General features: G+C 69.1%; 14 protein-coding genes. All 14 read right to left on the bottom strand.

Features of this window, described 5'->3' with window-relative positions; translation table 11 throughout:
* Nucleotides 1–115 precede the first annotated feature (115 nt).
* Nucleotides 116–931, bottom strand: a complete 816-nt coding sequence (locus ACFY5B_RS35365) for a F0F1 ATP synthase subunit delta (RefSeq protein ID WP_389977942.1) — start codon at nucleotides 929–931, stop codon at nucleotides 116–118.
* Nucleotides 928–1476, bottom strand: a complete 549-nt coding sequence (locus ACFY5B_RS35360) for a F0F1 ATP synthase subunit B (protein WP_389977940.1) — start codon at nucleotides 1474–1476, stop codon at nucleotides 928–930. The genes ACFY5B_RS35365 and ACFY5B_RS35360 overlap by 4 nt, the downstream gene beginning before the upstream one ends.
* Nucleotides 1477–1514: 38 nt before the next feature.
* Entirely contained in the window at nucleotides 1515–1754 is a 240-nt protein-coding gene (locus ACFY5B_RS35355) for an ATP synthase subunit C (protein WP_053670587.1), read from the bottom strand.
* A gap of 66 nt (nucleotides 1755–1820) precedes the next feature.
* Nucleotides 1821–2588, bottom strand: a complete 768-nt coding sequence (atpB, locus tag ACFY5B_RS35350) for a F0F1 ATP synthase subunit A (RefSeq protein ID WP_344459162.1) — start codon at nucleotides 2586–2588, stop codon at nucleotides 1821–1823.
* 273 nt (nucleotides 2589–2861) lie between these two features.
* Nucleotides 2862–3299, bottom strand: a complete 438-nt coding sequence (locus tag ACFY5B_RS35345; protein WP_389977938.1) for a hypothetical protein — start codon at nucleotides 3297–3299, stop codon at nucleotides 2862–2864.
* Between the two features lie 297 nt (nucleotides 3300–3596).
* On the bottom strand, nucleotides 3597–4943 hold the full coding sequence (locus ACFY5B_RS35340) for an MraY family glycosyltransferase (protein WP_389977936.1): 1347 nt from the start codon (nucleotides 4941–4943) through the stop codon (nucleotides 3597–3599).
* Between the two features lie 129 nt (nucleotides 4944–5072).
* Nucleotides 5073–6311: a serine hydroxymethyltransferase gene (glyA, locus tag ACFY5B_RS35335; RefSeq protein ID WP_389977933.1), complete on the bottom strand. Its 1239-nt coding sequence runs from the start codon at nucleotides 6309–6311 to the stop codon at nucleotides 5073–5075.
* Between the two features lie 119 nt (nucleotides 6312–6430).
* On the bottom strand, nucleotides 6431–7111 hold the full coding sequence (locus tag ACFY5B_RS35330) for a protein-tyrosine-phosphatase (protein ID WP_344458794.1): 681 nt from the start codon (nucleotides 7109–7111) through the stop codon (nucleotides 6431–6433).
* Complete coding sequence (locus ACFY5B_RS35325; RefSeq protein ID WP_030854964.1) at nucleotides 7108–7755, bottom strand: L-threonylcarbamoyladenylate synthase; 648 nt, start codon at nucleotides 7753–7755, stop codon at nucleotides 7108–7110. Before ACFY5B_RS35325 ends, ACFY5B_RS35330 begins: the two co-directional genes overlap by 4 nt.
* An 88-nt stretch (nucleotides 7756–7843) precedes the next feature.
* On the bottom strand, nucleotides 7844–8683 hold the full coding sequence (prmC, locus tag ACFY5B_RS35320; RefSeq protein ID WP_389977929.1) for a peptide chain release factor N(5)-glutamine methyltransferase: 840 nt from the start codon (nucleotides 8681–8683) through the stop codon (nucleotides 7844–7846).
* 105 nt (nucleotides 8684–8788) lie between these two features.
* Nucleotides 8789–9865, bottom strand: a complete 1077-nt coding sequence (prfA, locus tag ACFY5B_RS35315) for a peptide chain release factor 1 (RefSeq protein WP_389977926.1) — start codon at nucleotides 9863–9865, stop codon at nucleotides 8789–8791.
* Between the two features lie 105 nt (nucleotides 9866–9970).
* Nucleotides 9971–10192 (bottom strand): 50S ribosomal protein L31, encoded by a 222-nt coding sequence (gene rpmE, locus ACFY5B_RS35310; RefSeq protein WP_003992975.1) that lies wholly within the window; start codon nucleotides 10190–10192, stop codon nucleotides 9971–9973.
* Nucleotides 10193–10433: 241 nt separating this feature from the next.
* Nucleotides 10434–11570, bottom strand: coding sequence for an LCP family protein (locus ACFY5B_RS35305; protein WP_389977922.1), 1137 nt, complete (start codon nucleotides 11568–11570; stop codon nucleotides 10434–10436).
* Between the two features lie 207 nt (nucleotides 11571–11777).
* Nucleotides 11778–13571: a trypsin-like serine protease gene (locus ACFY5B_RS35300; protein WP_389978131.1), complete on the bottom strand. Its 1794-nt coding sequence runs from the start codon at nucleotides 13569–13571 to the stop codon at nucleotides 11778–11780.
* Nucleotides 13572–13670 lie beyond the last annotated feature (99 nt).

Genomic DNA, 13670 nt, shown 5'->3' with positions numbered 1-13670 from the left:
GCTCTCCTTGTTGGGCCCGAAGTTTCACTTTGGGGGTCTGGGGGCGACCCCCAGGATTCTTCTGCACGGCCCAACCAGGGCCGTCGTAAGTACGTACTGCCTATTGAGTTGCTGCTCAGCCGGTGAGCCGGCGGCCTGCGTCCTCGATGCGGTCCGCGAGGGAGCCGTTGATGAGCTCGTCACCGACCTGCACCCGGATTCCGCCGAGGACCTCGGGGTCCACGTCCAGGTTCAGGTGCATCTTGCGGCCGTAGAGCTTCGCGAGGGCGGCGCCCAGGCGCTGCTTCTGCGGGTCGCTCAGCGGCACCGCCGAGGTGACGATGGCCACCATGCGGTCCCGGCGCTCGGCGGCGAGCTTGGACAGGGACTCCAGTCCCGACTCCAGGCTACGTCCCCGCGGCGCGGTCACAAGGCGCGTGACCAGACGCTCGGTGACCGGCTGGGCCCGGCCGCCGAGCAGGCTGCGCAGCAGCTCGCCCTTGGCCGAGGTGGTGGCCTTGCGGTCGGTCAGCGCGGCACGCAGATCCATGCTGCCGGAGACGATCCGGCCGAACCGGAACAGCTCGTCCTCGACGTCGTCGAGCTTGCCGGCCTGCTGCGCGGCGGTGAGGTCGGCGGTCGCGGCCAGCACCTCCAGCGCGTCCACCAGGTCGCGCGACTGCGACCAGCGGGAGCGCACCATGCCGGCGACCAGGTCGGCGGCCGGGCCGCTGACCTGGGTGCCGAGCAGACGCTGGGCCAGCTCGGCCTTGGCTTCTGCGGCCTGCGCCGGGTCGGTGAGGACCCGACGCAGCGACACCTCGCGGTCGAGCAGCGCGGTGACGGCGGCCAGCTCGTCGGCGAGCGAGCCCGCGTTCACGGACGTCGAGTCCGTCAGCGCGTCGAGACGCTCACGTGCGGCTGCCAGGGCCTCGCGGCTCGCTCCGTTCATCGTCCGGCCTCGGCCTTCTCCTCGAGCTCGTCGAGGAACCGGTCGATCACGCGGCTCTGGCGGGCGTGGTCCTCGAGGGACTCCCCGACGAGCTTGCCGGCCAGGTCGGTGGCGAGCTTGCCGACGTCCTGGCGCAGCGCGGAAGCGGCGGCCTTGCGGTCGGCCTCGATCTGGGAGTGACCGGCGGCGACGATCTCCTCGCGCTGACGCTGGCCCTCGGCCCGCATCTCGGCGATGAGCGCGGCACCCTGCTCCTGCGCCTCCTGGCGCAGGCGCGCGGCCTCGTGCCGGGCCTCGGCGAGCTGTGCCTTGTACTGCTCAAGGACGCTCTGGGCCTCGACCTTCATGGTCTCGGCCTCTTCGATACCGCCTTCGATCGCCGCGCGGCGCTCCTCCAGAACCTTGTTGATGTTCGGAAGCAGCTTCTTCCAGAAGAAGAAGAACACGATGGCGAAGGCGATGGTGCCGATGAGCAGCTCGGGGCCCGGAGGAACGAGCGGGTTCTGCTCTTCCTCGGCCGCCAGCTGCACCAGGTTGGCGATCACATCAGTGCCTTTCGTCGAAACGTGTCGGTAGGGAAGTCTTACTTCGTACCGAACACGAACGGCATGACGATGCCGATGAGGGCCAGCGCCTCACAGAAGGCGAAGCCGAGGATCTGGTTGGCGCGGATCAGGCCGGCAGCCTCGGGCTGACGGGCAAGAGCCTGGGTGCCGTTACCGAAGATGATGCCGACGCCGATGCCGGGGCCGATAGCCGAGAGGCCGTAACCGACGGAACCGATGGAACCGGAGACAGCGGCGAGGGTCTCAGTGGCAGCCATGCTGAATCTTCCTTCTCTTAACGGACCGGTGGGGGTTGGCCACCGGACGACGGGGGGTGGTGGGGCTCAGTGGTGCTCGGCGAGAGCGCCCTGGATGTACGTGCAGGCGAGGAGCACGAAGACGTACGCCTGGACTGCCTGCACGAAAAGCTCGAAGCCGATCATGGCGATCGTCATCACGAAGGAGACACCGGCCGCCGGGACCATCCAGCTGTTCAGCAGGTACCAGGAGGCGACGGTGAACATCACCAGCATCAGGTGACCGGCGAACATGTTGGCGAAGAGTCGCACCGCGTGCGTGAAGGGCCGGACGAGCAGGTTCGAGAAGAACTCGATGACCATCACGAGCGGCAGCACCGGGCCGAGCGACTTGTCGTAGCCGGTGACGTTCTTGAAGAACCCGACGAAACCGTGGCGCTTGAAGGTCAGGGAAACCCACGTCACGTAGACGATCGCGGCCAGGACCGCCGGGAAGGCGATGATCGACGAGACCGGGAACTGCGCGAGCGGGATCACGGACCAGATGTTCATGATCCAGATGAAGAAGAACAGCGAGACCATGAACGGGACGTACTTCTCGCCCTCGCGCTTGCCGAGGGTCTCGTAGACGATCCCGCGGCGGACGAAGTCGTAGCCGGCCTCACCGACCATCTGCAGCTTGCCCGGCACCACCTTGGCCTTGCCGAAGGCCGCGTAGAAGAAGCCGATGATGACGATGGTGGTGATGATGGCGAGCAGCATCACCTTGTTGAACTCGAACCCTCCAACCGTCGCAATCGGCTTGAAGAGGAACGAGTGCAGGCCCGGTGCCGGAAAACCACACCCGTCGGACATGATCCGACAGCTCCAGTCAAAGGCGAGCTGGGTCTGGTCAGCACTCACCGCGGGCTCCTTCGGTGTGACGCATGGGTTCGGCAACCTCGTTGTGTCGGCGCGGCGCGCAGCCGCGGGTCGGCACCGGACTGGTGTTACGGATGTGAGGGCGGCTGGGGGGCATCGAGCCTCGCGTTCGAGCAGGCGTCAGCTCAGATGCCCGCGCCCGCGATGCCGCAGTTGGCACCGGACGATAGCAGGAGTTCTTACTGCCCTTTATCGCGCCCCTACTCGTCACGACGACGGCCCGGTCTTCTCGGGCTTCTCGCTCTTCTCGGAGTCCGGGTCGATGTAGAAGATCTTGGCCTTCATGTGCGCACGGGCCTGCGCAGCCATCCACACGACAGTCGCGATGACGAGCCCGAGGGCGAACGTCTTCGGGTTGAAGAGGGAAGTGTCCTTGAAGACAGCAGCGAAGATCAGAAGCAGCAGCAGCTGAGCGCCATAAAGCATCAGCCCCATGGCCTGGAACAGCTGCGGGAGCGTTTTTGCCGTCCACTGGAGAACGTAGAGACCGATTCCCATGAAGAGGATGGCCAGTACGGTGCCGACGGCCGCTCCGATGGCTCCCTTACCTCCGGCCACCGCGCCACTGACGGCGACCACGACCACACCGGCAGCGGCTGTGGGCACAGCGCACTGCAAGAGGTTCCGGGCGTCATTGGACGGCATGGCGGCAACTCCGCTTTCGCAGGGGGCAGGGGTGTCGTCATGGACGAGCGTAGTCCCGGGCTGAGTGGAGACCTCACGCCAATGGACCGTCGCACTGCGGTCCTTCGGCTCTATCCGGGGGTTCTCGTGAACCGTATCACAAACTATTTGATGCAGTCTTTACCTGGAGGTGTGCGGACTGTCACACATGAGAGTGAACCTGCGCGTCTGAGCGGGAAGCGCGCCGAGATGTCTGATATTGGGGCGCTTCGCACCCCCATCACAACCCCACGACTTGGCAATGCTCTAGTCAGATTCTTACCTTGTCCCCGCCTTGCGCCGGTCGGCCAGCCGCGAACGGGGGCCGATGGCGGTCGCCCCGTTGACGCCGGCGACCCCGGAAACCACGGGCGGGCGGCTCTCGGTGCCGACCGGGCCGTGCTGGTCCGCCGCGGACGCCGGCGTCGAGGCCTCGGGTGAGAGGGCCGCGACCGAGCCGCGGCGGCGGTAGCGCGGTGGCACGAAGCGCTCCATCCACCGCGGGGCGCGGGGCGTGAAGCGCGGCAGCAGAAGCAGGATCAGACCGATCGCGCTCAGGAACACCACACCGAGCACGATCCACATGGACGCCGAGTTGACCGAGTAGGCGAGGGCGCCGAAGGCGATCAGCGCGGACCAGAAGTACATGATGAGCACCGCGCGGCTGTGCGAGTGGCCGATCTCCAGCAGCCGGTGGTGCAAGTGGCCGCGGTCGGCGGCGAACGGGGACTGGCCGCGCCAGGTGCGGCGCACGATCGCCAGGATCAGGTCGGCGGCCGGCACCGCGATGATCGTCAGCGGCAGCAGCAGCGGGATGTAGACGGGGACCGTCTGGTGCACGGCCTCCTTCTCGGAGCCCACGTACAGGTTGAGCGCGTCCGGGTCGACCTGGCCCGTGATGGAGATCGCGCCGGCCGCCAGGACCAGGCCGATCAGCATCGAGCCCGAGTCGCCCATGAAGATCCGGGCCGGGTGCATGTTGTGCGGCAGGAAGCCCAGGCACATGCCCATCAGGATCGCCGAGAAGAGTGTGGCGGGGGCGGCGGCCTCGATGCCGTACGAGTACCAGATGCGGTAGGCGTACAGGAAGAACGCCGTGGCCGCGATGCAGACCATGCCGGCCGCGAGGCCGTCCAGGCCGTCGACGAAGTTGACCGCGTTGATGGTGATGACGACCAGGGCGACCGTGAGCAGGGTGCCCTGCCACTGGGTGAGCGCGACCGAGCCGACGCCGGGGATCGGCAGCCACAGGATCGTCAGACCCTGCACGACCATCACGCCCGCGGCGATCATCTGGCCGCCCAGCTTGATCAGGGCGTCGATCTCGAACTTGTCGTCCAGTACACCGATCAGCCAGATCAGGGCCGCCCCGGACAGCAGCGCCCGGGGTTCGTTCGACGTCTCGAAGACCTGGTTGAGGTTGGTGAGGTGGTCGGCGACCAGCAGGCCCGCGCACAGGCCGAAGAACATCGCGATACCGCCGAGGCGCGGAGTGGGCTCCCGGTGCACGTCACGTGCCCGGATCTCCGGCATCGCTCCGGCCACGATCGCGAACTTCCGTACCGGCCCTGTCAGCAGATACGTCACCGCGGCCGTGATGCAGAGCGTCAGGAGGTATTCACGCACGGGCTTCCCCACAGGTCTCGCTGGCCATCTCAGCCCCACACCCTAGCGATGCGCGCATATGGGTGGGGACTTCCGGGTAGCGATGATGGTTGCACGAGTGGCTGTGCACCCTGATGCGCTTACCCCGGCTCACGCCGGATACGGCGGAAATCCACCGGCCAGCTCCCGCACTTCTTCACGCGCTCTTGAGGGATCCGTCACGCCCCGGAGCACCCCGGCGAACAGTGCGGCGATCCGGACCATCTCCGCCTCGCCCATGCCCTGCGTGGTGACCGCGGCCGTGCCGAGCCGCAGACCCCGGGCGTCACCGTGCGGCAGCGCGCAGCAGTCCATGACCAGGCCGGCGGCGGCGAGACGGCCCCGGGCGGTGCGCCCGTCGACGCCGAGCGGCGCCGGGTCGGCGGTGATCAGGTGGGTGTCCGTGCCGCCGGTGGTGACGACCAGGCCCGCGGCGGCCAGCCGGGCCGCCAGAACCCGCGCATTCGCCACCACCTGATGGGCGTACGCGGCGAACGCCGGTGTTGCCGCCTCCCCGAACGCGACCGCCTTCGCGGCGATGGTGTGCATCTGCGCACCGCCCTGTGTGAAAGGGAACACGGCCCGGTCGACCCGCTCGGCCAGCTCCGCGCGGCACAGGATCACACCGCCGCGCGGGCCCCGCAGCACCTTGTGGGTGGTCCCGCAGACGATGTCCGCGTACGGCACCGGATTCGGCGCCGCTCCCCCGGCGACGAGCCCGAGTGGGTGCGCGGCGTCCGCGATGAGGTAGGCGCCCACCTCGTCGGCGACCTCGCGGAAGAACGCGTAGTCGAGATGGCGGGGGTAGGCGATCGAGCCGCACACGATCGCCTTGGGCCGGCGGGTGCGGGCCAGGGTGCGCACCTGCTCGTGGTCGATGAGCCCGGACTCGGCCTCGACGCCGTAACCGACGAAGTCGAACCAGCGGCCCGAGAAGTTGGCGGGCGAACCGTGTGTGAGATGGCCGCCGTAGGGCAGGCCGAGGGCGAGGACGGTGTCGCCGGGGCGGAGCAGGGCGGCGTAGGCGGCGAGCACCGCCGAAGAGCCCGAGTGCGCCTGGACGTTGGCGTGGTCGGCGCCGAACAGCTCCCTGGCCCGGTCGACGGCGACGCGTTCGGCGACGTCGACGACCTCGCAGCCGCCGTGGTGCCGCGCGCCCGGGTAGCCCTCGGCGTACTTGTTCGCGAGTGGCGACCCGAGGGCGGCCAGCACGGCCGGGGAGCTGAAGTTCTCGGCGGCGATCAGCTGGAGCGTGGTCGACTGCCGCTCCCGCTCCCCGAGCAGGATGTCGGCGAGTTCGGGGTCCTGGCGGCGCAGGACGTCGGCCTCGATGGCACGGGTGACCGTCATGGTGGGCTCCGGGCGACGTGTTTCCGGGCGGTTCGCCTCCGGGCGCCTGAGTCCTTCGGCTCACTCGCCGTGGTGACGTAGGACCAATGTAGGCCCGGGCCCTGCCGAGCGCTCGGCTGTTACGTCTTTGCGGGGACGCCCGTGAGCGCCGTGACCACCGGATCGAGGGCCTGGTGTATCTCGTCCCCGATGGACCGGAAGAACGTCAGGGGGGCGCCGTACGGGTCGTAGACCTCGTCCGCCTCGGCCGTCGGCGCCAGCAGCCACCCGCGTAGAGCGGCCGCGGCGCGGACCAGCGCACGCGCGCGGGTGACCACGCCCTCCTCCAGGGGCGGCAGGGTCGCCGGGTCGATGGCCTTGACCAGGCGGGTGAACTCCTTGAGCGTGAAGGTGCGCAGGCCGGCGGAGTGGCCCATGGAGATGACCTGCGCCCGGTGGTCCCGGGTGGCGGTCAGCACCAGGTCGGCGCGGATCACGTGCTCGTCGAGGAGCTCGCGCCCGGTGAAGCCGGAGGCGTCGGCGCCGAAGTCGGCCAGGACGGTCTCCGCGTGGGACTCCATGGGCGCGCCCTCGTGGCCCCAGGTGCCCGCGCTCTCCACGATCAGCCCGCCGCCCAGGATGCCGAGCCGCTCCCGCACCGCATGGCGGGTCAGCCGCTCGGTGATGGGCGAGCGGCACACGTTGCCGGTGCTGACGTGGAGGATCCGGAAGCTGTCACGCGGAAGCCCCACGAACGTCGTCGTGATCTCCGCCGCGCTTTCCCCGTTGCCTATGCCACGCCCCGATCCAGGGGCCGTCAATTCGCCACCTCGAGGTCGGGTACGACCTTTCGCAGCTCGTCCGCCGAGATGGCGCCCGCGCGCAGCAGCAGCGGCACCTCACGGGTCACGTCGACGATCGACGAGGGCACGATGCCGGGGGTCGGGCCGCCGTCGAGGTAGACGGAGACGGAGTCGCCGAGCATCTCCTGCGCGGCGTCGCAGTCCTCCGGCGCCGGGTGGCCGGTCAGGTTGGCGGAGGAGACGGCCATGGGGCCGACCTCGGTCAGCAGTTCGATGGCGACCGGGTGCAGCGGCATGCGCACGGCAACGGTGCCACGGGTGTCCCCGAGGTCCCACTGCAGGGACGGCTGGTGCCGCGCGACGAGCGTCAGCGCGCCCGGCCAGAAGGCGTCGACCAGCTCCCAGGCCAGCTCGGAGAAGTCCGTGACGAGGCCGTGCAGCGTGTTCGGGGAGCCGATGAGGACGGGCGTGGGCATGTTGCGGCCGCGGCCCTTCGCGTCGAGCAGGTCGGCGACCGCCTCCGAGGAGAACGCGTCGGCGCCGATGCCGTACACCGTGTCCGTCGGCAGCACCACGAGCTCGCCACGGCGGACGGCGGACGCTGCCTCGCGCAGACCGGTCACACGGTCGGTCGCGTCGTTGGTGTCGTATCGCCGTGCCATCTTTAGCTGGCCTCCTCGTACACGTGCTGCTGGGATGAAGTCCACGAAGTCCACGAAATCCGCGGGAACCGCGGGGTGCCCGGTGTGCTCACGGCAGGGCCTTGCGGGCCGTGGCGAAACGCGGGCGGTTGTTCAGGTCCGGATGGTCGGCCGCGTCGGTCCAGCCGCGGTCCTCGGCGAAGATCCACGGCACCTGGCCGCCCTGGGTGTCGGCGTGCTCCACGACCACGACGCCGCCGGGGCGCAGCAGCCGGTGCGCGGTGCGCTCCAGGCCGCGGATGAGGTCGAGGCCGTCCTCGCCGGAGAAGAGGGCCATGTCGGGGTCGTAGTCCCGCGCCTCGGGGGCGACGTACTCCCACTCGGTGAGCGGGATGTACGGCGGGTTGGTGATGACCAGGTCGACCTGGCCGTCCAGGTCGGGGAAGGCGGTGAGCGCGTTGCCCTGCCGCAGGTCGACCCTGGACCCCTCGACGTTCTTGCGGGTCCACTTGAGGGCGTCCTCGGACAGCTCCACGGCGTGCACGCGCGAGCGCGGCACCTCCTGGGCGAGGGCGAGCGCGATGGCGCCGGAACCGGCGCACAGGTCGACGATGCACGGCTCGACGACGTCCATGGCCCGTACGGCGTCTATGGCCCAGCCGACCACGGACTCCGTCTCGGGCCGCGGCACGAACACCCCGGGGCCGACCTGGAGTTCCAGGTAGCGGAAGTAGGCGCGCCCGGTGATGTGCTGGAGCGGTTCGCGGGCCTCGCGGCGGGCGATGACCTCCCAGTAGCGGGCGTCGAAGTCGGAGTCCCTGACGGAGTGCAGCTCGCCGCGCTTGACGCCGTGCACGAACGCGGCGAGTTCCTCCGCGTCGGTACGCGGCGAGGGCACGCCGGCGTCGGCGAGCCGCTGGGTGGCCTGGGCCACCTCCGCGAGCAGCACGCTGCGGGGGCTTGGGGGTCGCCCCCCAAATGACTGCTGCACGCAAGTCCTCCGTATTACTCGTACGTGATCACTCGTACGTGCTCGTACCTGCTCGTGCCTGCCTTACGCGGCCGCCAGCTTCGCCGCGGAATCCGCGTCGACGCAGGCCTGGATCACCGCGTCGAGGTCGCCGTCCAGGACCTGGTCCAGGTTGTACGCCTTGAAGCCGACGCGGTGGTCCGAGAGGCGGTTCTCCGGGAAGTTGTACGTACGGATCTTCTCGGAGCGGTCGACCGTGCGGACCTGGCTGCGGCGGGCGTCGGCGGCCTCCCGCTCCGCCTCCTCCTGCGCCGCTGCGAGCAGCCTGGAGCGCAGGATACGCAGAGCCTGCTCCTTGTTCTGCAGCTGGCTCTTCTCGTTCTGGCAGGAGGCGACGACTCCGGTCGGGATGTGCGTGATGCGCACGGCGGAGTCGGTGGTGTTGACGGACTGTCCGCCGGGCCCGGAGGACCGGTAGACGTCGATGCGGAGGTCGTTCGGGTTGATCTCGACGTCGACCTCCTCGGCCTCGGGCGTGACGAGCACACCGGCCGCGGAGGTGTGGATACGGCCCTGGGACTCCGTCGCGGGCACGCGCTGCACCCGGTGCACGCCACCCTCGTACTTCAGGCGCGCCCAGACGCCCTGGCCGGGCTCGGTCGCGCCCTGGCCGCCCTTGGTCTTCACGGCGACCTGGACGTCCTTGTAGCCGCCCAGCTCGGACTCGGTGGCGTCGATGATCTCGGTCTTCCAGCCGACGCGCTCGGCGTAGCGCAGGTACATGCGCAGCAGGTCGCCGGCGAACAGAGCGGACTCGTCGCCGCCCGCGCCCGCCTTGATCTCCAGGATGACGTCCTTGTCGTCGCTGGGGTCGCGCGGGACGAGCAGCAGGCGCAGCTTCTCGGTGAGCTCCTCGCGCGCCTTCTCCAGCTCCTTGACCTCGGCGGCGAACTCCGGGTCGTCGGCGCCCAGTTCACGCGCGGTCTCGATGTCGTCGCCCGTCTGCGTCCAGGAGCGGTACGTGGCGACGATGGGGGTGAGCTCGGCGTAACGCTTGTTCAGCTTGCGCGCGTTGGCCTGGTCGGAGTGGACCGACGGGTCGGCGAGCTTCTTCTCCAGGTCGGCGTGCTCGGCGACGAGTTCCTCGACGGCCTCGAACATCTTGGGCTCCTGTGCGGGACGGGGGTGAAGGGCGGGCGACCAAAAACGCCGGTCCCGGAGCGCCCGGTGAGGGGGCGCGTCCGTGGACCGGCGATTCGGAGCTCGCTACTTCTTGGAGCCGGCGGCCTTGCCGAAGCGGGCCTCGAAGCGGGCCACACGGCCACCGGTGTCGAGGATCTTCTGCTTGCCCGTGTAGAACGGGTGGCACTCGGAGCAGACATCGGCGCGGATGGTGCCGGACTCGATGGTGCTGCGGGTGGTGAACGACGCGCCACAGGTGCAGCTGACCTGCGTCTCGACGTACTCGGGGTGGATGTCGCGCTTCAAGGTGTCTCCTAGTTTCGGGAGGGCGCCGGGTCGCCGCCGCGGGGTGCGGGAGCGTGAACCGGGGCCGACGTACCAGTCTGCCAGGACTGGGGCCTACTCCCAAAACCGGGGGTTGTCGTTGTTTGTTCCCCGCGGTGAGAGTGGGTTCGCCTTTGCGGGTGCCGCCCGGTCGCCGCGGGCGGGTGCGCGTCCTTTGGGGCTGGTCGCGCAGTTCCCCGCGCCCCTCAGGGGGGCGCGACCCTCAGGAGCCGCTCACCACGCCCTTGGCTTCCCCTGTCGCGTTGCCCTCCGTCGCGCTCTTCGGGATCGGCCTGTCGTTCTGGAGGGCCTTCCAGATCTCGTCGGCCTTCTTCTTCTGGAGGAGGACGCGGTTGGGGTCGGCCGGGTCGTAGGCCACCGGCATCGTGACCATGTGCATGTGGGACGGGCTGATGCCCTGGAGGCCGCTCGCGAAGGAGGCGAGCTTGTTGACCGAGCCCAGGTCGGAGTCGGTCGTCACCGTCTTCGTCGCTGTCTCCGCGAGGTCGAGCAGCCTCTTCGGGTTCGAGAAGACGCCGACGTCCCTGATCTGGTTGACCAGAGCCTTGATGAACGCCTGCTGGAGCTGGATGCGGCCGAGGTCGGAGCCGTCGCCGACGCCGTGCCGGGTGCGGACCAGGCCCAGGGCCTGCTCGCCGTCGAGCGTGTGGGTGCCCGCCTTCAGCTTCAGATGGCTGTCGGGGTCGTCGATGCTCTTGGTCGTGGTGATCTCGACGCCGCCGAGGTCGTCGATGAGCTTCTGGAAGCCGGCGAAGTCGACCTCCAGGTAGTGGTCCATGCGCAGGTCGGTGATCGACTCGACGGTCTTCACGGCGCAGGCGGCCCCGCCGGTGGAGTACGCGGAGTTGAACATCACGCTCTGGGCGGCGGGGTGGTCGTCGCCCTTGGTGTCCGTGCAGGACGGGCGGTCGATCAGGGTGTCGCGCGGGATGGAGACGACGCTGGCCTTCTTGTGGCCCTTGTAGATGTGCACGATCATCGCCGTGTCGGAGCGGGCGCTGCCGTCGTCGGTGCCGCCGCCGAGCTTCTTGTTGCCTCCGGCGCGGGTGTCTGAGCCGAGGACGAGGATGTTCTCGGAGCCGTTGTCGGCCTTCTTGGGCCGGTTCGTGCCGAGAGCCTGGTCGATGTCGACGCTCTTGAGGTTGCCGTTGAGCTTGAAGTACAGGTAACCGGCTCCGGCGCCACCCAGCACGACGATGCCCGCGGTGGTCCAGGCCGTGATCATCAGGCCCTTGCGGCGTCTCGGGGGCTTGCGTCGCCGGCCCTTGCCGCGGTGACGCGCTCCGCTGATGCCGTTACTTCCCGGTATGCCCGGATCCGGCGTGCTCTCGGCAGACATGTACTCCTCAGCTCTTCTACGGTCGCTTACCCCCTGCGGTCAGTGCCAGGCATGGCCGGAAAAGAACCTTCCTCGCACCATCGTCGCTCCACCTGGTCAGACGGAGAAACTCGGGAAAGGGTTGCACAACGGACTGTGCCCACCGCGTAGGACGGTGGGCACAGCGCGTGTTCGGCACAGCGGGACCTACCCCGCTCACCTGCAATTTCAGCCGAAGATGTCGTACTGCTTGAAATCGGTGCCTACGGACTTCCGTGTGGCAAAGATCTCGCTGGTCCCCTTGCCGGTTCCGGCGTAGAGGTAGAGCGTGCCGCCGGGGGTGCGGGCGAGGAAGTCGGCCTTGCCGTCGCCGGTGACGTCACCGGGCGCGTCGAAGGCGTTGTACCCGCCCCACGTGCGCACCTTGACCCGGGCCGAGAACGCGCCCGAGCCGGCCTTGCCGGTGCCCTTGTACAGGTAGAGGTAGCTGCCGGACTCGCTGCGGGCGATCAGGTCGGTCTTGCCGTCCCCGTTGAAGTCGCCCTTGCCGCGCACGGAGTTGTACTGGTTCCAGCCGGAGCCGACCTTCACGCGGGACGCGAAGGTGCCGTTGCCCTTGCCCGGGTAGATCCACATGACGCCCGCCGAGTCGACCGACAGCATGTCGGGCAGGTAGTCGCCGGTGACGTCACCGGGGGTGATGATCCGGGTGCGGGTCTTCCAGTTGTCGGCGATCTGCTTGGTGGACCAGGTGCCGCTGGAGATGACGTAGTGCGTCCAGAAGACGTCGCCGTCGCTGCTGCGCCGGTAGACCAGGTCTTGGTAGCCGTCCCGGTCGAGGTCGGTCTGCAGGACGAGGTTGACGCCGTTCCAGCTGCCCCAGGACTCGCGGGCGGCGAACGACGTGCCGTTGGAGTCCTTGGAGTAGCCCGTCTTCGTCGAGGCGTTGCGCACCCACAGGTCGGCCTTGTGGTCACCGCTGATGTTGGTGTCGTCGAGGCGCGGGTAGGCGGCGCCCACGTAGGTGCTGACCTTGCTGAAGACGCTGTAGGCGCCCTTCGCGACGCAGTCGGTCACACCCCAGGACACGACACCGACGATCCGGTTGTTGACGACCAGGGGGCCGCCGGAGTCGCCGTTGCAGGCCGAGACGGTGCCGGTGTCGCTGCCGGTGGCGGGCTTGCCCGCGCAGACCATGTGGCCCTTGACGAAGTCCGCGCCGTACGCGCCGGAGCACGTCGTGTCGGACTGCATGGGCAGCGTGGCCGTCTTCAGCGTCTCGGAGATGTCGTCGCTGGTGGAGCTGGTGCGGCCCCAGCCGTAGACCTTGGCGCTGGTGCCGGCCTTGTACGACGTGGTGTCGCCGGACGTCGTCATCCGGATGGGGGTGGCCTTGACCGGGACGGGCAGGGTCAGCACCGCGATGTCGTTGTCGATGGTCGTCGCGCTGTACGACGGGTGGTTCCACTGCCGCCAGACGCCGGTGACGGTGCCCCCGTGCAGGTCGGTGCCGTCGGCCGAGGGCAGCTGGGAGGTGCCGGTGACGACGGCGCCGTTGGCGTTCCAGTTGTAGCCCTTGACGCAGTGCGCGGCGGTCAGGATCTTCGTCGGCGCGACGACGGCGCCGCCGCAGAAGAAGCCGATGTCGTCACTGGTGCCGGAGGTGCCCCGGTCGTCGTAGTAGTGGAGCTGCGCCATCCACGGGGCCGTGCTGATGGTGGTCTCGTTGCCACCGATGATCTTCGGGTCGATGGTGCCGGTGCTGGTGCCGGTGCTCGCGCTGAGCGAGGCCTTGCTCGTCTTGCCCGCGACGTCGTCACCGGCCATGGCGCCCGCGACACGCTTCTCCAGCTCGGCGAGCGACGGCGAGCTGACGGCGGGCTTGACCGTCGGCTGCGGCAGCGGGGTGGCCGCGTCGGCGGACGTCGTCAGCAGCGCGCCGGCCACGGCGGCGGCGACACCGGCCGCGGCGACGGGCAGTGCTATGCGTATGCGGCGTCTGTGCCGACCGCCCCCGGGCATGGGTGTACCCACGAATGTCCCCCCTCGGGATCACAAGTTCGAAGAGAGCGTGATCCTACCCGCACACGAGCAGCACAGAGGGCCGCCCCCCGTCCGGGG

Origin of the sequence: Streptomyces sp. NPDC013187 (assembly GCF_042899705.1) — a bacterium.
Lineage (GTDB): Bacteria > Actinomycetota > Actinomycetes > Streptomycetales > Streptomycetaceae > Streptomyces > Streptomyces hawaiiensis_A.
Note: the sequence above shows the minus strand (reverse complement) of the source record. Positions and strands in the feature narration are given on the sequence as shown.